The 22,575-nt window shown below is 50.7% G+C and carries 20 protein-coding genes; 5 read left to right on the top strand and 15 right to left on the bottom strand.

Annotated features, from left to right (window positions below):
* Window positions 1-47 precede the first annotated feature (47 nt).
* On the top strand, window positions 48-242 hold the full coding sequence (locus PRIO_RS07920; RefSeq protein WP_020427402.1) for a FeoB-associated Cys-rich membrane protein: 195 nt from the start codon (window positions 48-50) through the stop codon (window positions 240-242).
* Window positions 243-340: 98 nt separating this feature from the next.
* Complete coding sequence (locus PRIO_RS35960; protein WP_020427401.1) at window positions 341-478, top strand: hypothetical protein; 138 nt, start codon at window positions 341-343, stop codon at window positions 476-478.
* A gap of 113 nt (window positions 479-591) precedes the next feature.
* On the opposite strand, the gene PRIO_RS07915 is transcribed toward PRIO_RS35960, so the two are convergent.
* The 5 genes from PRIO_RS07915 to leuB form a co-directional block, all read right to left on the bottom strand.
* Window positions 592-2,178, bottom strand: a complete 1,587-nt coding sequence (locus tag PRIO_RS07915) for a leucyl aminopeptidase (protein WP_020427400.1) — start codon at window positions 2,176-2,178, stop codon at window positions 592-594.
* Window positions 2,179-2,246: 68 nt separating this feature from the next.
* The gene (locus PRIO_RS07910) at window positions 2,247-3,350 is read right to left on the bottom strand and encodes an ATP-binding protein (protein ID WP_020427399.1); all 1,104 of its coding nucleotides are present in this window, start codon (window positions 3,348-3,350) and stop codon (window positions 2,247-2,249) included.
* Window positions 3,351-3,704: 354 nt separating this feature from the next.
* The gene (locus tag PRIO_RS07905) at window positions 3,705-4,112 is read right to left on the bottom strand and encodes a hypothetical protein (RefSeq protein WP_039786980.1); all 408 of its coding nucleotides are present in this window, start codon (window positions 4,110-4,112) and stop codon (window positions 3,705-3,707) included.
* 437 nt (window positions 4,113-4,549) lie between these two features.
* Window positions 4,550-5,089 (bottom strand): peroxiredoxin, encoded by a 540-nt coding sequence (locus PRIO_RS07900; RefSeq protein ID WP_020427397.1) that lies wholly within the window; start codon window positions 5,087-5,089, stop codon window positions 4,550-4,552.
* A gap of 239 nt (window positions 5,090-5,328) precedes the next feature.
* Entirely contained in the window at window positions 5,329-6,411 is a 1,083-nt protein-coding gene (leuB, locus tag PRIO_RS07895) for a 3-isopropylmalate dehydrogenase (RefSeq protein WP_020427396.1), read from the bottom strand.
* 214 nt (window positions 6,412-6,625) lie between these two features.
* Between leuB and PRIO_RS07890 the strand changes: the two genes are divergently transcribed.
* Window positions 6,626-7,606, top strand: a complete 981-nt coding sequence (locus tag PRIO_RS07890) for an aldo/keto reductase (protein WP_020427395.1) — start codon at window positions 6,626-6,628, stop codon at window positions 7,604-7,606.
* A gap of 90 nt (window positions 7,607-7,696) precedes the next feature.
* On the opposite strand, the gene PRIO_RS07885 is transcribed toward PRIO_RS07890, so the two are convergent.
* From PRIO_RS07885 to PRIO_RS07870, 4 genes are read right to left on the bottom strand one after another with little or no spacing between them, the layout of a single operon-like run.
* A complete protein-coding gene (locus PRIO_RS07885) occupies window positions 7,697-8,785 on the bottom strand; it encodes a DUF4097 family beta strand repeat-containing protein (protein ID WP_046501789.1) in 1,089 nt (362 codons plus the stop codon).
* A gap of 18 nt (window positions 8,786-8,803) precedes the next feature.
* On the bottom strand, window positions 8,804-9,301 hold the full coding sequence (locus PRIO_RS33760) for a hypothetical protein (protein WP_020427393.1): 498 nt from the start codon (window positions 9,299-9,301) through the stop codon (window positions 8,804-8,806).
* A 35-nt stretch (window positions 9,302-9,336) separates the two neighbouring features.
* Window positions 9,337-9,792, bottom strand: a complete 456-nt coding sequence (locus PRIO_RS07875; protein ID WP_020427392.1) for an anti-sigma factor family protein — start codon at window positions 9,790-9,792, stop codon at window positions 9,337-9,339.
* Window positions 9,789-10,313, bottom strand: a complete 525-nt coding sequence (locus PRIO_RS07870) for an RNA polymerase sigma factor (RefSeq protein ID WP_267919285.1) — start codon at window positions 10,311-10,313, stop codon at window positions 9,789-9,791. Before PRIO_RS07870 ends, PRIO_RS07875 begins: the two co-directional genes overlap by 4 nt.
* A 273-nt stretch (window positions 10,314-10,586) precedes the next feature.
* On the opposite strand from PRIO_RS07870, the gene PRIO_RS07865 reads away from it, so the two are divergent.
* The gene (locus PRIO_RS07865) at window positions 10,587-11,735 is read left to right on the top strand and encodes a response regulator (RefSeq protein ID WP_020427390.1); all 1,149 of its coding nucleotides are present in this window, start codon (window positions 10,587-10,589) and stop codon (window positions 11,733-11,735) included.
* Window positions 11,736-11,852: 117 nt separating this feature from the next.
* Here PRIO_RS07865 and PRIO_RS07860 read toward each other — a convergent pair whose 3' ends face one another.
* From PRIO_RS07860 to ilvB, 5 genes are all read right to left on the bottom strand, one after another.
* Window positions 11,853-15,641 (bottom strand): collagen binding domain-containing protein, encoded by a 3,789-nt coding sequence (locus PRIO_RS07860; RefSeq protein WP_020427389.1) that lies wholly within the window; start codon window positions 15,639-15,641, stop codon window positions 11,853-11,855.
* Between the two features lie 339 nt (window positions 15,642-15,980).
* On the bottom strand, window positions 15,981-17,522 hold the full coding sequence (locus PRIO_RS07855) for a 2-isopropylmalate synthase (protein ID WP_020427388.1): 1,542 nt from the start codon (window positions 17,520-17,522) through the stop codon (window positions 15,981-15,983).
* Between the two features lie 112 nt (window positions 17,523-17,634).
* Window positions 17,635-18,627 carry a ketol-acid reductoisomerase gene (gene ilvC / locus PRIO_RS07850; protein ID WP_020427387.1) on the bottom strand — a complete coding sequence of 331 codons (993 nt, stop codon included), beginning with the start codon at window positions 18,625-18,627 and terminating at the stop codon, window positions 17,635-17,637.
* Window positions 18,628-18,912: 285 nt separating this feature from the next.
* Window positions 18,913-19,401, bottom strand: coding sequence for an acetolactate synthase small subunit (ilvN, locus tag PRIO_RS07845; RefSeq protein WP_020427386.1), 489 nt, complete (start codon window positions 19,399-19,401; stop codon window positions 18,913-18,915).
* Window positions 19,398-21,146, bottom strand: coding sequence for a biosynthetic-type acetolactate synthase large subunit (ilvB, locus tag PRIO_RS07840; RefSeq protein ID WP_020427385.1), 1,749 nt, complete (start codon window positions 21,144-21,146; stop codon window positions 19,398-19,400). Before ilvB ends, ilvN begins: the two co-directional genes overlap by 4 nt.
* 586 nt (window positions 21,147-21,732) lie before the next feature.
* Between ilvB and PRIO_RS07835 the strand changes: the two genes are divergently transcribed.
* Complete coding sequence (locus PRIO_RS07835; protein WP_020427384.1) at window positions 21,733-22,194, top strand: GNAT family N-acetyltransferase; 462 nt, start codon at window positions 21,733-21,735, stop codon at window positions 22,192-22,194.
* Here the strand turns inward: PRIO_RS07835 and PRIO_RS07830 are convergent.
* Window positions 22,191-22,523, bottom strand: a complete 333-nt coding sequence (locus tag PRIO_RS07830) for a hypothetical protein (protein ID WP_020427383.1) — start codon at window positions 22,521-22,523, stop codon at window positions 22,191-22,193. The genes PRIO_RS07835 and PRIO_RS07830 overlap by 4 nt on opposite strands.
* Window positions 22,524-22,575 lie beyond the last annotated feature (52 nt).

The following is a 22,575-nucleotide window of genomic DNA, read 5'->3' as shown; positions in this document are numbered from 1 at the left end:
GATATGATATAACCAAAAGTTACTTGAGCGAAAGCGGGGGAACTGCAATGATAATAAATATATTGATTATAGCGCTTGTATTTGGCTACTCCGGCTGGATGATTTACCGTCACGTGCAGAAGGGAAAAGAAGGGGCTTGCGCCGGGTGTGACAAAGCCAAGACCTGCGCTACCGCCTCCGCAACTTCCCCCTTCTCCTGCAGCGGAGGACCGGTAGATCCCAAGCATTCAGCCAAGGCCTGAAACTCAAACATCATAGAGCCATTCGTTTAAGATCCCTGGGATGGGGGTATGTTAGTTATATGCAACTGCAACCAGACCAACCCAAGGAGGGAAAACACATGAATACCAAAAAGACTTTATTTACTACGGCAGCGCTTGGAGCAGCCTATCTACTCAGAAACAAGGATGCGCGTAACAAGGTCATGAACGGCATTCAGTCCATTACTTCCCAAATCAGAGCCAAAAGAAACAGCTAGCCGCAGCCGATGAACGGTGTGGGCCGTGCTTATACGTCATTATATGAAGCACAAACGGTACCTCCTTTTCCTAAGGAAGGTACCGTTTTGCTGTTCTCCTTTTGAAGTGGTCTTCAGCTTTGGGGTGTATCCGCAGCTCTGGCCTCATCGTCAGCATTCAAGTGCAGCAAATATTGCAGCAGCGTGCGCACCATTACACCGGTTGCCCCCTTGGGATTCACTCCGCGTTCCTTGGACAGAAATGCCGTTCCGGCAATGTCCAGATGAACCCAGGGCCGCCCCTCCGCAAACTCACCGATGAACAAACCCGCTGTGCTGGCTCCGCCGTATCTTCCGGCTGCATTGCGGATATCTGCCACCTCGCTGCTTAGCATCTCACGAAACTCGGGAAACACCGGCAGCCGCCAAATTTTTTCTCCGGCGCGGATAGAGGCTGTCTGAAGCGCCTCCATCATCACCTCATTATTGGTTACAGCCCCCGTTGCGATATCACCGAGAACCGAGAGCACAGCCCCTGTCAGCGTCGCTACATCGATAATCCGTTCTGCACCCCACTCCAGGGAATAGGTGAGCGCATCTGCCAGCACAACCCGGCCTTCAGCATCGGTATTCAGGATTTCGATGGTCCGGCCACTCAGGGTAGTCACGATGTCCCCCGGTTTGAAGGCATTGGCTGCAGGCATATTTTCTGCAGAAGGAATAAGCATTACTATGTTAATCCGCGGACGCAGTGTCCCCAGCGCCTCCATAACGCCAAGCACCGCCGCCGCACCGCCCATATCGCTGATCATATCTTCCATGCCCGGCGCCCGCTTGAGCGAAATGCCGCCGCTATCAAAGGTAATGCCCTTGCCTACGATTGCAGTAACATTCTCCCACTGGCTGGTGCCCTGATAACGGATAACAATCATTCGTGGAGGATGAACACTCCCTTTGCCGACTGCCAGCAGCCCGCCCATGCCCTTTTGTGCGATTTCCTGTTCATCCAGAACTTCGGCAGGGAATCCATGCCGCTCGGCAACTTCAATCGCCGCCATGGCAAGCGCTGATGGCGTCAGCAGATTGCCAGGAAGGTTGGTAAGATTGCGTGCCAGGTTGGTCGCTTCTCCAAAAGCCTGGCCCTGCCTGATCCCTTGAGACCATTCCAGAGATTCTGCAGCCTCTGCCTGCCGGTCTAGATGGAATACAGCAGACTCAAGGCCTGCATATACCGGCTGTTCCCGCTTGTAGTGCGTCCGGCGGTAAGCCCCCAGAATGAGCCCTTCCGTCAGTGCTTGCCCGGCCTCATGGGGCCTTACCGCAGTCAGCTTGCTCAGATTGTCCGGAACCTGGATGATGAGTCTGACAGCGTTTAGCCTGTGAGCCGCACGGGCCGCCTGAGCCGCAATAAGACGGAGTTCATCCGTTCCCTCCAGCCCATTCCCGCAGCCTGCCAGAATGAGGACAGGAAGCCCCGGCTGCCCTTCCAGCGGAAGGACATAAATCTGATTCAGCTTGGCACCAAACAGTCCGGCTTGTGAGACTCGGCTAATTTGCTCCGTCCACTCGCCAGCCTCACTGCTTTCCATATCATTCTCAGCTATCATCAGACAAAGTGCATCCCCCTGCAGTGTTTTTGCCTGTATGCCGCTGCTCCATTTAATATCGATAAAAATCACTCCTGTCCCGTGATTCGGATGACGATTGCTTCGTAAGAACACAGATAGGCTGATCTCCCGCACAGCCGTGCTGTACAGGGATCAGCCTCCCATAAACTATATTATAGCAACTATTGGATCAGCGGCAGTGAAATGACAAATCTTGTCCCCTCGTTGACCCGGCTGCTGACCGAAATGCATCCCCCGTGGTTCTTAATAATCCGGTCGCTGACGGACAGTCCGAGTCCCGTCCCATTTTCCTTCGTGGTGAAAAAAGGGCTAAACAACCTGTCAAGGGTGCAGATATCCATCCCCTTTCCATTGTCGGAAATAAAGATGCGAACCTCGGCGCCTTCTCTGGACGCACCCAGCTCGATCCTGCCCATAGAATCATCAATCTTATCGGTAATCGCTTCCATTGCGTTTCTTATCATATTAAGCACGACCTGCTTCATCTGTTTGATGTCGCCTGAGATGATCATTTCCTCCTGAAGCGGATAAAAATTGATCTCACAGCCTTTCATCAAGGCTTCGCTTTCTGTCAGCAGCACTACTTCCTTTAGCAGCGCCGATACTGGAATCATTGCCACCTGCGGCACTGAAGGTTTGGAGGAGGTCAGAAATTCATGAATAATATCGTTCGCACGATCGATCTCCGCTAATATGATCTTGGCATACTCCTCTTTGCCCAGCTGATGAAGATGGGGATGCAGCAATTGAATGAACCCGCGAATCGCAGTCAGCGGATTTCGGATCTCATGAGCAATGGATGCTGATAATTTGCCAAGCATGGCGAGACTGTCGTTCTGGTAAGCCGTTTGTTCAATCAGCTTGTAATCGGAGATTTCCTTGAACGTGAACAGATAGCTGCCTTTCATGTGCTCGCCGCAGTGCAGAGACACTTTCCAATACCGGCCGTATTCATCTACAAATTCATAGCTTGGCTTACCTTTCTTCATCATTTCACGATATCCGTGCAGCACCTGTCTCTTCTTGAAACGGTTCATTTGGATATTCGATAGCAAGTGAATCAAAGTGCAGCCCAAAAGAGAATGCCTGTTCAATCCAAGAATGCCGTACATCTGCTTATTCACAAACGTCAGCACACCCTCTTCATCAAAAAGTAAAATTCCGCTGTCAATGTGCTCTAGTACATCCTCATATGTAGTATTCATCGGTCCAGATTGAAACGTTCTTGCCGGCAAAAGCAAGCTTTCCTGATATTGGCTTATCACGATACGAAGTTCCCCCTTTTACTGCATTTGACGAAGAGCTTAAGCGACATCAATTTACTATGTATTTAAGTATATGACGAAGCCGCCAGAACATTCGGAAATCGTATTATATTATCCAACCGTTTCAACTATATTCCAATCATATCCAAGAGAAGCAGACAACGCAATCAGAGAAACTGTCGAATTACAAAAATATTCTTAAAATGATTCTAAAGACACACTAATTCGCATAAGGAAACCGGTTCCCCTTGCGTACTGCAGCTTTCTGGCTGCAAAAAGAGCCTCCGCCACAGGCGGAGACTCTAGAGTCACTATATAAGGCTGATACATAGACAGGCTGTGATTTCGATGTTTTTAGGCTTTTTGCTGCAGGCGGTGCCTCCGCTGGCTCATTACAGCGAGACGTTTCTTCAGCTCGCGTTCCCACTTGGTATCTTCAATCTGCTTGGCAACTGCCAATAGATCAAGGGCCATGTCAATCTGGCTGCGGACGATACTCAGCGGATCTTCACTCTCTACGTTGATGACGTTCTCGAAGATCGCTTCTTCATCCTCCATTACATAGTCCTGGAAATCAACATCGGTCACACCGTCGCCATGGGCATATTCCGCCAGAATCTCATATTCGTTTTCGACTTTATAATGTACCTCCACCCGATGGCAGACCGGGCAAAAAAGCAGGGGAACATTATGGACTTGCGTGCGATAATGCTTTAGGGTTCCCTTCGTTCCAACCATACTCGCTCCACAGCAAAAGCTCATTTTTGTTCACCCTCCTTGGCATTTTACATTGATTTCGTATATTGTATTACAAAATGGAAGCGGAAATTCCACTGCTTGAAGCTATAAATTAACCTTTAAGCCCATTTCAGACGAATTCCCGTTAACAATATAGATTGAACTTGTGATTTTTCTATTTCGGGATTAGTCGTAACTACAGAGAATGTTTGGACTTCCGGCCGCTGTTGTCTGCAGATTTCCTAGATTGTACCACAGTTCGCGGTAGAAATCCGCAGACAAAGGCGGACGCATTCGCTCCTACAGTTCCAAACTTCTCTTCCGCCCTTTTCCCTGTTTGTATATTTTCAAGTTCAATCTATATATGGACTGTTTGGTGCAAAAAACCCCCTCGCCGGGAATTTCTCCCGCAAGGAGGTCTTCTTAGTATATCAAAGATCGCTGTTTATGCCAGCCCGGACTTACAGATTTTTGTCGCCCGGTTTCCAGTTCATCGCGCACAGTCCGCCTGATTGCAGGGCTTGCAGAACGCGAAGTGTTTCTTCTACGCTGCGGCCTACATCGTTGTGGTTGACTACCTGGTATTTCAGCTCACCGTCAGGATCAATAATGAACAGACCGCGCAGTGCCACACCTTCTTCTTCGATCAGGACGCCATAATCACTGGCAACCTTCTTCGTGATATCCGAAGCAAGCGGGAAGTTGATCGGGCCAAGGCCGTTCGAATCCTTAGGTGTGGTAATCCATGCTTTGTGGCTGTGAACCGAATCGATGCTCACACCGAGAATTTCGGTATCAAGCGCTGTGAATTCAGCAGCAGCCTCGCTTAGCGCTGTGATTTCCGTCGGACATACAAATGTGAAGTCAAGCGGATAAAAGAAGAATACAAGCCATTTGCCGCGATAGTCGGACAAGCTTACCTTACCGAAATCCTTACCGTCGCCCGTAACGGTTTCCATTGTGAAATCTGGGGCTGGTTTACCTACCAAACGTTCTGCCATTGCTTAAATCCTCCTTTGATTATGTAAGAAAAACAATTGTCAGAAGATCCTTCCAGTGCAATATGCTTTTCTTGATTGATGAGTTGGTTGTATCTTGCTTGCTATAGACCAAATGGTATCATCGTACAAAATCAAAGTCAATATTACAGTCATTACTTTTTTATAATTATTATAAATAAGCAACTTTCTGTGAAGTTTTTTGTTTTTCTGCGTCAAAAGGAGAAACGCTGTGTTCCAGCTTAGGCTTTGCGGATAGCCGCCACAATGAGATCGCCCATCTGTGCGGTGCTGAGGGCCTTGCTCTTATCTACGGCGATATCGCTCGTGCGGTGTCCTGCATCCAGCACCTCAGCCACGGCAGCCTCTATAGCAGCCGCTGCCGCCTCATAACCGAAGGTCAAACGGAACATCAGGGCGAGCGACAGAATGGTGGCGATTGGATTAGCCAGTCCCTGTCCGGCAATATCAGGCGCAGAGCCGTGGACCGGCTCATAGAGGCCGTAGCTGCCTTCGCCGAGCGATGCCGAAGCCAGCATGCCGATCGATCCCGTCAGCATTGCAGCTTCATCACTCAGGATATCTCCGAACATATTCTCCGTCACAATAACATCGAAGCTCGACGGACGGCGGAGCAGCTGCATAGCGCAGTTGTCTACAAGCACATGCTCCAGCTCTACCTGCGGATATTCCGGAGCAATTCTGTTCACAACTTCACGCCAGAGACGGGAGGTCTCAAGAACATTCGCTTTGTCGACACTCGCAAGCTTATTGCGGCGTTTGCCGGCAATTTCAAAGGCTTGGCGCACAATACGCTCTACTTCCGTTACATTATACACACATGTATCAACGGCTTCTTCACCGAATTCGCCTTGACGGCGCAGCTTGTCACCGAAATAAATACCGCCTGTCAGCTCGCGCACCACCATGAGATCTGTGCCTTCCAGCACTTCCGGCTTCAGCGTCGACGCATCCTTCAGACAGTCAAAAACAACAGCCGGGCGAAGGTTCGAGAACAGTCCCAGCGCTTTGCGAATGCCCAGCAGCCCGGTTTCCGGACGCAGCTCCTTGGGGTTGTTGTCCCATTTCGGCCCGCCGACCGCACCCAGCAGCACAGCATCGGCGCTGCGGCAGATTTCCAGCGTATCCTCCGGAAGCGGCGTTCCCCGTTCATCAATGGCAATACCGCCAAACAGCGCCTGCTCGGTTTCAAAAGCATAACCGAACAGTTCCTCCGTTTTTTTCAATACTTTCAACGCTTCAGCCACAACTTCAGGTCCGATACCGTCCCCGGCGATTACGGCGATTTTTTTGACCTCGCTCATTACCGTCACTCCTCTGATTATCTGCTGCTCGCAGACATAGTTCTTCTGTATATTGTTGTATCATAACCACGGCCAAAGGACAAAGATATAGATTCTATGAAAGTGATAGGTTACGCCTATAACTGAATTTGCTCTTGTTCCTTAAGAAGATTACAATTAATTTGTACTTATTGAAAAGCGGCTTGGCCATTACATGAAGAGGAGATGTTGTGGAGTGCAATACGCAAAGCTTGGCAAATCCGGTATGAAGGTCAGCCGTCTTTGTCTGGGGACGATGAATTTCGGTCCGATTACAGACGAAAAGGAAGCCTTCCGCATTATGGACGCTGCGCTTGATGCCGGAATCAACTTTTTTGATACCGCGAATGTGTACGGCTGGGGAGAAAACTCCGGACTTACGGAAACGATTATCGGCCGCTGGTTCAAGCAGGGCGGCGGACGGCGGGAAAAAGTTGTGCTCGCCACCAAGGTCTACGGGGCCATGAGCGACAAGCTTGACGGTCCCAATGATGAACACGGTCTCTCCTCCTATATTATCCGGCGGCATCTGGAAGGCTCGCTGCAGCGTCTGCAGACGGATCACATCGAGCTGTACCAAATGCACCATGTAGACCGCAGCGTCTCCTGGGACGAGCTGTGGAGCGCCTTCGAGCTCGCTGTGAGCCAGGGGAAAATCGGCTATGTCGGCTCCAGCAACTTCGCCGGCTGGGATATCGCTGTAGCCCAGCAGGAAGCCAAGGCCCGCGGATTCCTGGGGCTTGTGTCCGAACAGCATAAATACAGCCTCACCTGCCGTCTACCGGAGCTGGAGGTACTGCCAGCATCCCGGAGCCTCGGCTTGGGGGTCATTCCCTGGAGTCCGCTCGACGGGGGCTTGCTTGGCCGCAATGCACTCAAGAAAATAGAGGGCAGCCGCAGCGGCGGGAATGCGGAGCGGGTAGAACAGTACAAGAGCCAGCTTGAGGCTTTTGCCGAACTGAGCCTTGAGCTCGGCGAACCGCAGGATAATATCGCCCTCGCCTGGCTGCTGGCGAATCCTGCGGTCACCGCTCCGATCATCGGCCCACGCACGCTGGAGCAGTTCGAAAGCGCCCTGCGCAGCCTGGAGGTCCTTCTGGATGAGTCTGTACTGAAGCGTCTGGATGAGATTTTCCCTGGTCCGGGCGGTGCAGCTCCGCAGGCGTACGCCTGGTAGGATCAGAGCTATCAAAAAAGCTGTTGTACAAGGCGGTCTTATGCCAGGTACAACAGCTTTTTCTATCAGAAAGGGATCTTGTATCAACCGCTATTCTGCCGTATCTACCGTTACTGACCCATTGCTGGTCGACAAAGAAACTTTGTGGGTTCCGCTGCCAAGTACGGCGGTTCCATGACCGTCGCTTCCGTCCCAGCTGACATTGCCCTTCAGCGAGCCGTTGCTGGTATCAGCGGTGATCGTCGCATCCGTAGCAGCCGGCACGCCAGCTATGATCTTGCCGTTGCTGGAGGAGCATTTCCATTCGCCGGTGATCCCCGAGTTAATCGTAATCTTGCCGTTGCTGCTCTTGGCATACAGCGAACCATCGATATTGCCCAGACTCATCGCACCGTTGGAGCTGACCAGCTTCACTTCACCCTTCACATTCTGCGCGGTTATTGTTCCATTGCTCGTATGCGCATCCACACCTCCGGCTACATCATGAATGTCCAGTCTGCCGTTGCTCGTATCCGCTTCAATGCCGGACTGCAGATTGCCGGCTTCAATCGATCCGTCACTGGTTTCGACTTCTACTGCAAGATTGCTGGGAAGGCTGACATTTAAATAGGGGTCTTTGAAATTGAACCCGATATGAATATTGGACAGCCAGCCCGAATTTCCCTCCAGCTTCATCGTCAAGGTGTCTCCTTCGGCAATAACGGTCCATTTCTGCGCCAATGCGCTGGAGGCCTCTTGTTCCGAGTCTCCTGGTAATTCCAGCTTTCCTTCATAATCAAGCTTGCTGCCTTCCACTCCATTAAGCTTAATCTTGCCGTGTGGCAGCTCGATCTTCACATTTTTAATCCCTGGCTGCACCTCGGCCGTTCCATTCACCGGCACGAGCTGGGTATTGCCAAAGATTCCGCTGAGCGAGCCGTCAGACAGCACTTTTTGGGCCCCGCTGGCAGCAACCAATATCACAATGAGAACAACAGCCCAGCCGCTTATACGGGTTTTGGCATCGGATTTGATGAATATCCGCAGCAATGTCTCCAGCCCGAGCAATATAAGCAGTGCAGGCCAGAGATACCCCAGCGCCTGGTAAGTAATCACATCAAATTGGGCTAGTGCGATGATAACCCCAAAAATGATGCAGCCCAAGGCTGCGGTAAAACTGCCGATCTTCCATCTCGCCATTGTTATTTCCCCACTTCTCTATACTTTTGGATTTTTCTTCAGCATTCTCAGCCCGTAGCCGATCAGGCCCAGCGACAACAGGACGGATCCGATATTCATTTCGGTAAGCAAATCCCAAAGCCCCGGGAAGGTGGTGACGATCAGCAGCAGAATACCCGCACCTACACAGCCGAAACCGATCCAGACCGGATTCACATCATCGTTCGGATAAGCCGGACTGGCAGGCATCCCCATACCCCAGGGCATCCCGTAGGCGTCCTGATGGAACATCATGCGTTCATGCTCTTCGGCGGATATTTTCATCCAGGCTGCTTTTTGAAGGGCATCAAATAACTGATAGAACCACAGCGCAGCCAGAGCGAACGGGAAGACCATTGGCATCGAGGGGATAAAGATAATACATAAGGATGCTCCTATCATATACTCAAGCCCTAATTTTTTGAAGCCTAAATACAGATGTCCGAGCCCCGGTACAATCGCCAGAAGAAAGGTGAGCCAACGTCTTTTTTTAATCATATAATATCCTCCTTGAAGTTGCTGAATTGATCGATTTATTTATTTACACCGTCAGGGTTAAGCCAAGCGCTGACCGATGTGGACATATGCCCGTTAATCTCAGTAATGCCGTAAGCCATATCTTTGAACACACCCAGCTGCAGCAGCAGGAAAGTCAGGCCGACCGCGACTCCATAGTGCAGCCATGAGGTTCTGGAGGCTGTGCGGCGTCTTGCCATAGTTGTTCTGACCGCCCGTTCCCGGCGTCCTGTCTCCAACTGTTCAATTTGAGACATTACATCGGCAGTGATATCCGGAATATCCAGATGTTCCAATGGCTCTTGTCCGCTCTCCATGTCATTCCACAAGGAAGACATTTCCTTCGCTTCCTCCAGCCACCGGGCGCAATCGGGACAAGACTCGATGTGCAGACGGATTCTCAGCTCCGCTTCGGGAGACAGCAAGCCATCGATATAATGCGGCATCCATTCTTTTACTGTTGCACAATTCATCGCCATTCCTCCCCGTTTTTACGCATCATCTGTCTGGCCCTGTACAGTTGCGACTCTACCGTTTTGACTGAAATGCCTTTCTGCTCGGCAATCTCCTGATAAGAGTGTCGTTGAAAATAATACATCTGCACGACCGACCGGTACGGTTCCGTGAGATGATTCAGATTCTCGCCCAGCTCCTCCGAAGCTTCCTTGCGGAGCAGCACATGCTCTGGCGTCTGCGATGTCACCCAGTCATTCTCTGTATAATCCGCCGTACTGCGGTGCCGCCATTCCCTGTCATTGGCCCGTTTCCAGTCCAGACAGGTCCGGTAAGCAATCCGGTACAGCCATGTGGAGAATGAAGATTGCCCTCTGAAGGAAGGGAGCGCCTTATAGGCTTTGATGAAGACCTCCTGGGCCATATCCTTGGCCGATTCAGCCTCACCTGTAATCTTGATGCATACCCGATATACCATGCCTTGATAACGTTCCACCAAATGCCCGAAGGCCTGATGCTGCCCGCCCAGCACGGCTGAAATCCATTCTGCCTCTTCCAGTATTCTCCCCTCCTTCAGCTACATAATATTAGACGCAGGACTTCTCTTTTCCCCTGCAAAGATTTCAACTATTTTTTTGGGGCGGCCGAAACTCCCCCATTTGAAGGAAAAACTGTCTTCCTGTCGAAAATACATAACTAACAAACCGTATATCCGTTTCGCGATTCCAACAGTCTTATTGTACCCGGATGTCCAGCCTTCCTCCAAGCGGTTTGTCTGCAGCATGATAATCCAAAAAGAAGTGGTGAGATCGGAATGATACAAGCTTTGCTGGTGGATGATGAGCGGCTTGCCCTTATGAAATTAAAGCTGATGCTGGAAGAATTAACAACGGTAAATATCATGGGCTCTTACACGAACCCGGTCGAAGCAGTCAGCGCAGCTTCCCAGCTTCAGCCTGACGTTATTTTCCTGGATATAGATATGCCTGAAATGAATGGTGTGCAGGTTGCGGAAGCCATGCAAAGCCTGTGTCCGGGCACCAGCATTGTGTTTGTGACCGCTTATAACAGCTATGCCGTAGAGGCCTTTGAGCTGTATGCCCTGGATTATGTGCTGAAGCCTGTCCGGCGAGACCGCCTGCTTAAGACCATCCAGCGGCTGGAAGAACGATTCGGCAAGGAAGAAGGATCTGTAAAAAAGCCTGAACATGAGATCATGATCCGCAGTTTTCAGTCTTTGCGCTTTGAGCGTGCCGGCCAGCCGCTCCCTGCCATTCGCTGGCGCACCTCCAAAGCACAGGAATTATTTGCTTACCTGTTCCATAACCGCAACCGCTTTGTCAGCAAGGACAGCCTTATCGAGCTGCTGTGGCCGGATTTCAATCTGAAGCGGGCTTCAACTCACCTCTACACCACCATTTATCAGATCCGCCAAAGTTTGAAGCAGGCTGATATCGGGCTGCAAATCGGCAGCGCCAGCGGCGGGGAAGGTTATACCATGGAGACTGGCTCCATGCTGATCGACAGCTATGAATGGGAAAAGGGCATTCTTACTCTGGGGCCAATAAACGCTGAAAACTGCGAAAAGCATCAGCGCCTGTTCTATTTCTACTCGGGTGACTATCTGAACGACTACGATTATTTATGGGCTGAGAGTGAGCGGCAGCGTCTTCGGACGATTTGGCTGCATCATGCGATGGGAATGGCTGAATTTTTCACTGCCGGGGGAAGGATTCCCGAAGCGGTAACGGTGTATCAGCGGGTGGTTCAGCTTCAGCCTTATTTTGAGCAAGGCCACTTGGGGCTTATGAAGGTATATGACAGCATTGGGGAACGTTCGGCAATCGAGGAGCAGTATCAATACCTGGCAGACCTTCTGAAGCGTGAGCTAGGTGTAGATATGCCTGATAACATTAAGACCTGGTATGAGGAATGGAAGCAGCAGCATTTCAAAAGCCTGTAGAGGCTGCCTGCAGTACAGAAAAGTGAGGCCTGGTCATTTATTTAGTATGTACACAGCCAAAGACACCCGGGGATACATACGCCCTCGGGTGTCTTTGGCATGAATTTTAATACTTGGTTACTTCGATTTTTTGTGGTTCTTGAACCTTCTGGACATAACGGCTCCCAGAATCATTAAGCCGCCGCCTGTCAAGTAAAGCGGCAATGGACTGTTTTCTCCGGTCTGCGGAAGTTTGCCGGGCAGCCCGTTTTCCCCAGTGTCCGGTGTATCGGTTACAGTCCCCTTCGGCACTTCATCGACACCTACTTCAATGATTTCTTCTTCCTCATTGCCGTCTTTATCGGTAACGACAATTGTAAATTTGTCTTTACCGGTATAGCCGGGATCAGGGGTATATGTCCATTTGCCATCCGGTGTAATCTTCACGGTACCATGTGCAGGCTGTTCACCGATGCTCGGAACCCCTCCCAATGGAATCTCCCCATCGATAGGTACTTCCTCATCGGTGGTGACGGCTGTGGGTTGCGGAACAGCCGGCGTCTGTACCGGTGAGGCAGACGGCGTTGCTGCTGGTGTTGCCGATGGTCCAGGGGTGACTACTGTTCCCGGCACCGATGAAGTCACTGGAGTCGGAGTCGAATAGTCGATCACTGGCGGCGTAGTCGGCGTTGCTGTTGCTGTTGCTGTCGGTGTTACTGTTGGCGTTGGTGTTACTGTTGGCGTTGGTGTCGGTGTTGCTGTTGGTGTTGGTGTTGGCGTTACTGTTGGCGTCGGCGTTGCTGTTGGCGTCGGCGTTGGTGTTGGCGTTGCTGTTGGCGTCGGTGTCTCGGTCGGCTTCACCGTCGGTGTCGGCGTTGGCGACACTACCGGAGATGCCGTCGGCGACGCTGTCGGCGTTGCCGATGGTGTTGGTGTTGCTGCTTTTTGATTATAAACTTTGAATTCTTCCACTATGGCTGTTGTCGAATCGAAAGTAACAGCTTTTTTACCCGAATCCAGAACATATCCGGAAGGTGCGCTGATTTCCTGCAGCAGATACTTACCCGGCCACAGGTTTTTAAATACTGCCTCTCCATTCGCATCTGTTGTAAGGGTATTAAAGAGCACTTCGCTTGAGCCTGATTTGCGGTACAGCGCAAAGGTTGCCCCGCTCAGCTTCGATTGATCAGCACCGTCGGCCTTGATGATTTTCAGTGCTTTTCTGGTGCCTGTGCCCACTCCATCCGCCGAAGACAGCGCAACTGTAATATCTTTGGTGCTGGTCTTCGTAATGGTTGTGGAATTCTTGCCGGTCAGTCCGACTTTGTTGGTTACCTTATCGTTATTGTTCGCTACAATCAGCGATTCGTACTCCAGAATATAAGCTTTTTCAATAGGTGCTTTGAATTTCAGCACAAACTGCTGTTTTCCCGAATCAAGGTCGGTAGTGATTGTCAGTTCATAATCTTTTCCATCAACCAATGGAGTTCCTGTTTTCGCTACATCTCCAGCAGGATTTACCGTAGTCGCATAGAGCTTAAAAGAATCCGCCAGCAGGATTTGATTATCGCTCGGATCATCCGTGACTACCGCATCTTCGATATACGACTGGCTGTAGTTGATGCTGACGGTCCATTTGATCTTAGTATTGCTCTGGCTGCCGCTCTTCTGCACAAATTCATTAGCCTTGGGAATCGTCAGCGAAGCCGTAAGATCCTTCGATTCCTCCTTGCCTTCATTGTACAGATTCGCAGTATTCGTAATTGCAGGACTGTCGACCAATTTTCCCTTTAGACTTGTTTTGAAATTGATGATGTATCCAGATTCAATCTTCTTCGTGAACTTCACTTTTAACAGCTTCGTGGTCTCGTTGTAAGAGACTGTATAATCCGTGTTAAGTGTCAGCTTGGCCGTTCCCTGGCTGTAGTCGCCATTTTTGGCCACGATCATATTGTAGATTTCTACGGATCCCGGAACATATTCCTGCTTGCCTTCTATAGTATCGGTAACCTCGGCGCTGTTAAGCGGGTTGCGGTTATAATTGACCCCTACGGACCAGATAATTTCCTTGCTGGACGCATTATAGGAGCCGTTTTTGTAGCCGTTGGCTTTTTCCGCCGGTTTAGGATCAAAGGATGCGGTAACGGTTTTGGTGTTCACATCCGCGGAGCCCGGTTTGGTCCATTCCACTGTCGCCCGGTTCACAAACTTGGCATCCGTGGTCAACCAGTCACTGGCGAGCCATTGATTATCAAAATAAGTTTCATAAGTAATGGTGTACGGTCCGGTAATCTGCGAATTAAACTTCACCTCAAAACCGGTATCCGGTATTTCATTCTGAATCGAGAAGCCCGTGGTAATCACGGTATCGCCTTTCTTGACAACGATGCTGCCGGGGATGATTTTCAGCCCTTTGTTTGGGAAAGCATCCTTGACGATTACATTATCCATTTGATAGCTGTCGGCATTGATGGTCACGGACCATTTTACCTTTTTGTTGGCATAATCGATACCGCTGCTTGGCAGCGTTTTGGCAATAATCACCTGACGGATGCTGCGTGTGCCGGTTTCATAAGTGTCCCCGGAGTAAACGGTATTTGTTACTGTTGTATCCTTCTCAACACGGCCGGTGGCCTTGGTTTTGTATTTGATTTTGTAAGCACTGTTGATGTCACTGTTGAACTTCAGTTCAAAGCCGTTTTTCCCGCTAGGCGCAGTTGATGGAGATATCAGCGTATAATTGCTCACAGGTGTGTCGCCCACTGTTCCTCCGGCATTCGTCAAAAAGCTAACCGGGAAGACCTGCAGAGAATCTGCCACCAGCTCCTGTGTGTTGTCAAAATAATCCTTCAGCACAGCATTCGCCTGGGCAACCGGTAGTTCATTGTAATTGTAATCGATCTCCCAGGTAGTCGTCTGGGTATTAGGATCATATGCACTGGAGGTTTTCTTCAATGGTGTTCCATAGCTCACATTAACCGTTGCCGATGACTTCGATGCCGGCAGTGCGGTACCCTTTAAAGAAGCTTCATTGGTGAAGCTCTTTTTTGTAAGATCTGTAATGTCTGTAGTAAATTGAATACGGTATGCGCCCGTTATGGGAGATTGCTTGAAGGCTACGTTCAAATTTCCGGAGGGATCTGTCACCGCATACTGGGAAGAAGGGATTTCCGCCCCCTGCACCGCCGATCCGTCCAGCTTCACGTTAAGCTCATACACTTTTACATCCAGCGGGTCCGTTAAAGCAAGGCCAGCCGGGATAACATCTGTGACAGAGGCGTCATAGACACTCGACAGCACCTTGTTCACGTCGACCGTCCAAGTGATTTGCTTCGCGTTCAGACCATCCTTGTTGGTGCCAACAGGCCTGCCGCTTTTTTCAATAATTGAAGCATTATCCGGAACAAACTCAAGCGTTACAGTCTGGTTGCCTCCGTTAACCGGAAAGACGATGTGCTGCTCAGTCGTTTCAGTAAAGCTGGCTTTATCAAATTTCGTATTAATCGAGAAAGAGCCATGCACGCCAAAATATTTATCAACATCCTGGCCAAAAGTCATGATAACTTTATTGGGATTACCCTTCAGCACATCAAAATGTCCCAAAGTAAGGCCATCCGCCTGCAGCGGAGTCCCCATGATGTCGCTGGCCAGCACAAAATGGTCCGGCAGCTCGAAACTGTAAGTATCCCCTTCCTGATAAGTATTATCCGGCAGCTCCCAATCATAAGTAAGCTTCACTTCAGCGCCCTGCTTGTAAACCACATCAGTTACGGGAACCCCGTTATCATACACGGCCATTGTCACGCTGGTGATGATATTATCCGTAATTTCCGCAGCATGAGCTTGAGTATTGAAGCCCAGCCCGTAAGCGCCTTGTACAATTATTATAAGAACGCTGAGTATGGCTGCTATTCTTTTTTTGAGCATCGTTACAGTAAACCTCCATTTCACATTTTATAATTATTTGCGTATCCTGTGCTCATTGAATTGTAATCTCCCGTGATGAACAATTTCTGAACAGATCTATACCATTGGCCCTATATGTCTTATAAAAGACAAAAAAACAGGGATATTCGCAAAATCGACAATATTTCCAGTAATTAAAGTCACTGATTAATCGCTAATATCATTTTGCCGCCCGGCTGGACATCACAAAAAAGCTGTTCAAACCCTAGATTCCTCTACGGTCTGAACAGCTCAATATGCATAATTATTCAAAAGTATAAAGCTGCGCTAAAGGCTGTTTTTGTATCAGCCCCGGCGGTTTTACAGATTCGCGTGATCACGCTTTGTATAGGTTTTCCGTTTCTCCAGCAGCTTGTTCAGCGCGTTCAGATAGGCTCTGGCGCTTGCCTCCAGAATATCGGTACTGAGCCCGCGGCCCTGCGCAGCAACCTCGCCCTGAGACAACACTACGTGAACCTCACCCTGGGCGTCTTTGCCTCTACTCACGGCCTTGATGGAATAATCGCCCAGCGTAACTTCCTCACGGGTCGCCTGGTCAATGGCGTTGTAAATGGCATCAACCGAGCCATTGCCTTCAGCAACCGCAACAATCGGCTGCGGCTCCGGCCCTTTAATCGTTATCGTCGCTGATGGGGTGGCCTCATTGCCGTAAGTAACATAAATCGTCTGCAGGCTGAACACCTCTGGTGTATCGAGCAGTTTTTCTTCCAGCAGCGCCAGAATGTCCTCATCCGATACTTCCTTTTTCTTATCGGCCAAGTCCTTGAACTTGGCAAACGCTGCGTTCAGTTCCTCCTCCAAAAGGTCATAACCCAGATCCCTGAGCTTGTCGCGGAACGCATGGCGCCCGGAATGCTTGCCAAGCACCAGCTTGCTCTCTTTGAGCCCGATGGTTTCTGGAGTCATGATTTCGTAGGTGGTCTTCTCCTTCAGCATGCCGTCCTGGTGAATTCCCGACTCGTGGGCAAACGCGTTGGCCCCGACAATCGCCTTGTTGCCAGGGACGACCATGCCTGTCAGCCTGCTGACCAGACGGCTGGTACGGGAGATTTCGGACAGCACCAGGGACGTTTTGGCATCAAAAAACTCGCTGCGTGTCTCCAGCGCCAAAGCCACTTCTTCAATAGCGGTATTCCCCGCACGTTCGCCGATCCCGTTGATGGTGCCTTCGATCTGGTCGGCACCATTCTGGATGGCAGCGAGCGTGTTCGCTGTAGCCATACCCAGATCATTATGACAGTGGGCGCTAAGCTGAACCTTCTCAATATCCGGCACGGTGTCCTTAAGAAATTTGAAGATCGCACCATATTCCGATGGGTTCAAATAGCCTACAGTATCCGGAATATTGACTACATTTGCCCCCTCCCGGATCGCCATTGCCACCATTTCAGCCATGAAGTCGCGTTCGGTGCGGCCAGCATCCTCAAGTGAGAACTCCAGCTTGGAGAAGTATTTTTTGGCATAACGGATGGCGGCCTGTGCAGTTTCCAGCACCTGGGCCTTTTCCATACGCAGCTTATGCTGCCGGTGAATCGGTGAAGTCGCCAGGAACAGATGAATACACGGGTCCTGTGCCCCTTGAAGCGCTTCACGAACTGCATCAATGTCGCTTTCTCTGGAGCGGGAGAGGCCGATCAGCGTTACATTCTTCACTGCTCTCGCCACAGCATTCACTGCAGCCAGATCTCCTGGCGAAGCTGCGGGAAATCCCGCCTCCATCCGGTCGATCCCCAGCTTCTCAAGCTGGTAGGCAATCTCTACCTTTTCCCTTGTATTGAGGTTCACCCCCGGCGACTGCTCTCCGTCACGCAGCGTCGTGTCGAATACATATATTTTCCGCAAAGCTGAGCACCTCCCCAACAAGTTTGTGCTACAACCCTCAAATGCGGCCCGCAAAATACGGCCGCATTTGAGAATCACACTATAGTACGTTCATTATTGTAAGTATATGAGACTATTTCTTAATCCAGTGCATCATTTCACGCAGCTGGCTGCCTACAACTTCAACCGGATGAGCGGCTTCGTTGCGGCGGGTAGCCGTCAGGAATGCACGGCCGGATTGATTCTCAAGGATAAAGTCGCGGGCGAATTTACCTTGCTGGATATCGCTGAGCACTGCTTTCATTGCCTTTTTGGTTTCGTCAGTAATGATGCGCGGGCCTGTTACATAGTCACCGTACTCAGCAGTGTTGCTGATGGAATCGCGCATGGTGGCAAGTCCGCCTTCATACACAAGGTCAACAATCAGCTTCATTTCATGCAGACATTCGAAATATGCCATTTCAGGAGCATAACCTGCTTCAGTAAGTGTCTCGAAGCCGGCTTTGATCAGCGCGGATACGCCGCCGCACAGAACGGCCTGTTCACCGAACAGATCGGTTTCGGTTTCTTCACGGAATGAGGTTTCGATAACCCCTGCACGTGTACAGCCGATGCCTTTGGCATAAGCAAGGCCAATCGCTTGGGCATTGCCGGTTGCATTTTGTTCAATCGCGATCAGGCCGGGAACGCCGAAGCCTTCAACATAAGTGCGGCGAACCATGTGGCCCGGGGATTTCGGTGCTACCAGCAGCACATCCGCATCCTTAGGTGCCACGATTTGGCCGAAATGAACGTTGAAGCCGTGGGAGAACATCAGCGCTGCGCCGTTTTTGAGGTTCGGCTCGATTTCATTTTTATAGACGGATGCCTGAGTTTCGTCCGGCATCAGAATTTGCACTACATCCGCACGGGATACTGCTTCAGCTACCGGCAGCACTTCAAAGCCGTCATTCTTGGCGGTTTCGAACGATTTGCCTTCGCGCAGGCCGATGACAACCTGAAGACCGCTGTCACGCAGGTTCTGTGCCTGGGCATGCCCTTGGCTGCCGTACCCGATTACTGCAATTGTCTTCCCTTTTAGTACACTAAGTTCTGCATCCTGTTCATAGTACGTTGTCACTGCCATTGTCAATATCCTCCTTTAATTTGGGACCCATCGTAAAGAGCGGGTGCTTCAAGAGAGCCTTCAGGGTTGAAGAATGGACCGGCTGCTCTTCAAGCCCCCGCTCTTTCGCGGGAATTGCCCTTCCATCATCTTATCAAATTAATGCAAACCAGCAGCAATTCGTTAAAGCCGCAAGTGGAAACAACCTAGCCGGCCTCTAAAAGAGGCGGCTTCCGTTTCAGCGAGAAATAGAAGGATACTTTATGGTGCGAAGCATATAAAGTCTTATATTTTAAACTATAATGATCAGGCATTTCCCCGGATCATTGCTGTAACGCCGGTACGGGACAGCTCTTTGATGCCATATGGCTTAAGCAGTTCGATCATGGCATCAATCTTCTGGGTATCCCCAACCACCTGCACAAGCAGGCTGGTTGTGCCGATATCCACCACGGAAGCGCGGAAGGTTTCAACAACACCCATAATTTCCGGACGTTCCGCCGGTTCCGCTTTGACCTTGATGAGCGCCAGCTCACGGGCAACCATCGGCTTGGAGCCAAGATCCACTACCTTGATCACATCGATCAGCTTGTAGAGCTGCTTCTCGATCTGCTCCAGCGTGTGCTGGTCGCCAAGTGTAACAATGACCATCCGGGACAGGCCGGCCTCTTCGGACTGCCCGACGGTGATGCTCTCAATATTGAAGCCCCGGCGCCCGAACAGGCCTGACACCCGCTGCAGCACACCCGGCTGGTCATTCACAAGCACAGCAATCGTATGTCTCATCACTGTCATTCATCCCCCATCAGCATTTGATCGATGGTCGACCCTTGAGTTACCATCGGGTAGACATTCTCGTCCTTGGGAACAACGAATTCTACCAGAACGGGTCCCGGCGTTTCCAGGGCTTCCTTCCACGCAGCGCCTGCTTCTTCCTTGTTCGTTGCCCGAAGTCCTTTTACCCCGTATGCTTCAGCCAGCTTGACGAAATCCGGGCTGCCTGCAAGGTCGGTATAGCTGTAACGCTTATCATAAATGAGGGTCTGCCACTGCCGGACCATCCCCAGAACCTCGTTGTTAATAACCACGATTTTGACCGGGATATTATGGATCGCACAGATCGCAAGCTCCTGCGAACACATCTGCATGCCGCCGTCACCATTAATGGAAACTACCAGCCGTTCCGGATGCGCCATCTGCGCTCCGATCGCCGACGGGAATCCGAAGCCCATCGTGCCAAGCCCCCCGGAAGTAATCCATGAACGGGGATGATTGAACTTGTAATATTGGGCAGCCCACATCTGGTGTTGTCCAACATCGGTAGTAATGATAGCTTCACCTTTGGTGGTGTCATTAATCATCTGAATTACCCACTGCGGTTTGAGCTCTGTCTCAGAATCGTTGTAGCGGAGCGGATAATCCAGCTTCCACTGGGCAATCTGCGTTCTCCAGGCATCAGCGCCCGCTGCACGGCTCACCTCAGGAATCAGCATCTCCAACACGGTCTTCACATCTCCGACAATCGGAATGTCAGGCGATACGTTTTTGCCGATTTCCGCCGGATCGATGTCGATGTGAACGATTTTTGCTTTTGGCGCAAAACCGTCCAGGTTGCCGGTCACACGGTCATCGAAGCGGGCACCGATGTTGATCAGCAAATCGCATTGCTGAATGGCATTGTTCGCTGTATACGTTCCGTGCATGCCGGGCATTCCCATCCACAGCTCATCCGCACTCGGATAACAGCCCAGGCCCAGCAATGTAGTTGTGATCGGGATTTCCGTCCGCTTCACGAATTCATACATTGCTTCATGTGCTCCGGAGTAGATCACCCCGCCGCCTGCAATAATGATTGGACGTTCCGCCTCCGAAATAGCCCGGACCAGCTTATCCAGCTGGAGCTTGTTCGGAACTGTACGCGGGTTATAGCCGCGGAGGTTAACGCCTTGCTGCTGCACCGGACTATACAGTGTCTTGGCAGCCGATACATCCTTCGTAATGTCGATCAGTACCGGACCTTTGCGGCCGGTGTTGGCGATATGGAAAGCTTCATGAATGACGCGTGGAAGTTCTTCAACATCGCGTACCAGATAGCTGTGCTTCGTAATCGGCATCGTAATGCCTGTAATATCCGCTTCCTGGAAAGCGTCGGTTCCAATCAGGCTGGAGAAAACATTGCCCGTGATTACCACAAGTGGCACCGAGTCCATATAAGCGGTCGCGATCCCCGTTACCAGATTGGTTGCTCCCGGACCGGAGGTAGCAATACACACACCCGCTTTGCCGCTTGCTCTGGCATAGCCGTCAGCCGCGTGAATCGCGCCCTGCTCATGCCGTGTAAGGATATGCTTGAAATCCGTGAAGCCGTGAAGCGCATCATAGATATACAACACTGCACCGCCCGGATACCCAAAGACGGTATCAACCCCTTCCATTACAAGACTGCGCAGCAGGACTTCGGAACCCGTAATCACCTCGGGATTCTTCCATTTCTCACGTAACTGCTCTATAGACCGCATCTCCGGTGTTGGCGCGCTCATCAGTATTCCTCCCTTCAATAGTTAACATGCATTATGGGAATGACAGACCGTCTATGAATTCAACTGTTAAGGTTCCTGGCAACAAAAAAACCTTCCGCCTCCCACGCGCAGAAGACAGCGCGTGAGGGACGAAAGGTTGATCTTCCGTGGTACCACCCATGTTTGCATTGCATCTCACGATGCAACGCCTTATCAGGATACAAAAATCCATCGATGTAGGCAGGGCCCAAATCTTTGTAACCTGAAGTCCCTAACGCGGACCAAACGATTCCCCCTAATAATTCCACCACTCTTGCCGGTGGACCTTTCAGGAAAACAGCTCCGAGGTGAGCTCGTATATAAGGGATTCTGGTGGAGGTTGCAGCAATTCCTCTCACTCTCTGAGCAAAAGAGCCCTTAAAACTTCGTCCTCATCATTGCCGATGATTATATGTTCGTAAATGTTTAGACACATTATATGATTCCTCACACGGTTAGTCAATACCCTTCTTTTGGGCAATCGTCACAAAATGTTGTTCTTTCCTTGCCGGAACGCCCACACCCCTTAGAGCATATGATATACGACAATGCGTGAAGGGGGCGCTTTATGATTCGCTACCGCAGACCCAAGCAGGATGATGCCGTGATTCTTGACTTGATTGAAAAGCAACTGGTTCCATTATCACATCTTCCACAGACCGTTATCAACCAGATCCGAAAAGATCTGCCCCGGCGTCTGGGGCAAGGGGTCACCCTTGTGGCTTGTCCGGATTATGAGAGCGATCCGCTGGGATTTGTACACTTTATGCTGCATGGAGATTTGCTCTATATTGACATGCTGGCCATAGCCCCTGCCGCAAGACGCAAACGCTGGGGGAATATGCTTATGGACAGAGCCGAGCGCTTTGCACTATCACGCGGTTGTCTAAGGGCCAAGATATCCGTGGATGCGGGCAATGCGCCAGGCATTTCCTTTTATCAAAAATTGGGCTACAGCGTAGCCCGTTATCAGCCGCAAAACTTCTGCTATGAATTCGAAAAACTGTTAGCCAACAGATTCAGAGCTTAAAAGAAACCAATCGGCGGAACGCCATATCCAGGCCCGTAGCCGCCATATGGTCCAGGAACCGGACCGGGGCCGTAACCGCCGTAAGGAACGCCGGGGTAACCATAACCTCCGTATGCGTAAGGTGCCGTACCGACGGCCAGCAAATCAAACAGCACCAGCGGAATCAGCGCTTTGGTTTGCACTTTTTTACCGCTGACCCGTTGTAAAACCAGACGGTTGCCCGACACGCGGAGCAGCTTGCCGGACACTTTTGTGCCATCCTTTTTCACTGCGACAATATTTTTGCCTACCAGCTTCATCACCTGTTTCTTCGTCACCGGCTGTGCCATATTATCCCTCCTAAAAAATGAATACTCAATAAAACCCGCTGCAATCTGCGCT

The sequence above is a fragment of the Paenibacillus riograndensis SBR5 genome, from assembly GCF_000981585.1.
Taxonomy (GTDB): domain Bacteria; phylum Bacillota; class Bacilli; order Paenibacillales; family Paenibacillaceae; genus Paenibacillus_AQ; species Paenibacillus_AQ riograndensis.
Note: the sequence above shows the minus strand (reverse complement) of the source record. Positions and strands in the feature narration are given on the sequence as shown.

Excerpts from the sequence above, each read along its gene's own strand:
- PRIO_RS07920 (WP_020427402.1), top strand. The coding sequence starts at position 48 with ATGATAATAAATATATTGATTATAGCGCTTGTATTTGGCTACTCCGGC.
- PRIO_RS35960 (WP_020427401.1), top strand. The coding sequence starts at position 341 with ATGAATACCAAAAAGACTTTATTTACTACGGCAGCGCTTGGAGCAGCC.
- PRIO_RS07905 (WP_039786980.1), bottom strand. The coding sequence starts at position 4,112 with ATGAGCTTTTGCTGTGGAGCGAGTATGGTTGGAACGAAGGGAACCCTA.
- PRIO_RS07900 (WP_020427397.1), bottom strand. The coding sequence starts at position 5,089 with ATGGCAGAACGTTTGGTAGGTAAACCAGCCCCAGATTTCACAATGGAA.
- leuB (WP_020427396.1), bottom strand. The coding sequence starts at position 6,411 with ATGAGCGAGGTCAAAAAAATCGCCGTAATCGCCGGGGACGGTATCGGA.
- PRIO_RS07885 (WP_046501789.1), bottom strand. The coding sequence starts at position 8,785 with ATGGCGAGATGGAAGATCGGCAGTTTTACCGCAGCCTTGGGCTGCATC.
- PRIO_RS33760 (WP_020427393.1), bottom strand. The coding sequence starts at position 9,301 with ATGATTAAAAAAAGACGTTGGCTCACCTTTCTTCTGGCGATTGTACCG.
- PRIO_RS07875 (WP_020427392.1), bottom strand. The coding sequence starts at position 9,792 with ATGAATTGTGCAACAGTAAAAGAATGGATGCCGCATTATATCGATGGC.
- PRIO_RS07865 (WP_020427390.1), top strand. The coding sequence starts at position 10,587 with ATGATACAAGCTTTGCTGGTGGATGATGAGCGGCTTGCCCTTATGAAA.
- PRIO_RS07860 (WP_020427389.1), bottom strand. The coding sequence starts at position 15,641 with ATGCTCAAAAAAAGAATAGCAGCCATACTCAGCGTTCTTATAATAATT.
- ilvC (WP_020427387.1), bottom strand. The coding sequence starts at position 18,627 with ATGGCAGTGACAACGTACTATGAACAGGATGCAGAACTTAGTGTACTA.
- ilvN (WP_020427386.1), bottom strand. The coding sequence starts at position 19,401 with ATGACAGTGATGAGACATACGATTGCTGTGCTTGTGAATGACCAGCCG.
- ilvB (WP_020427385.1), bottom strand. The coding sequence starts at position 21,146 with ATGAGCGCGCCAACACCGGAGATGCGGTCTATAGAGCAGTTACGTGAG.
- PRIO_RS07835 (WP_020427384.1), top strand. The coding sequence starts at position 21,733 with ATGATTCGCTACCGCAGACCCAAGCAGGATGATGCCGTGATTCTTGAC.
- PRIO_RS07830 (WP_020427383.1), bottom strand. The coding sequence starts at position 22,523 with ATGGCACAGCCGGTGACGAAGAAACAGGTGATGAAGCTGGTAGGCAAA.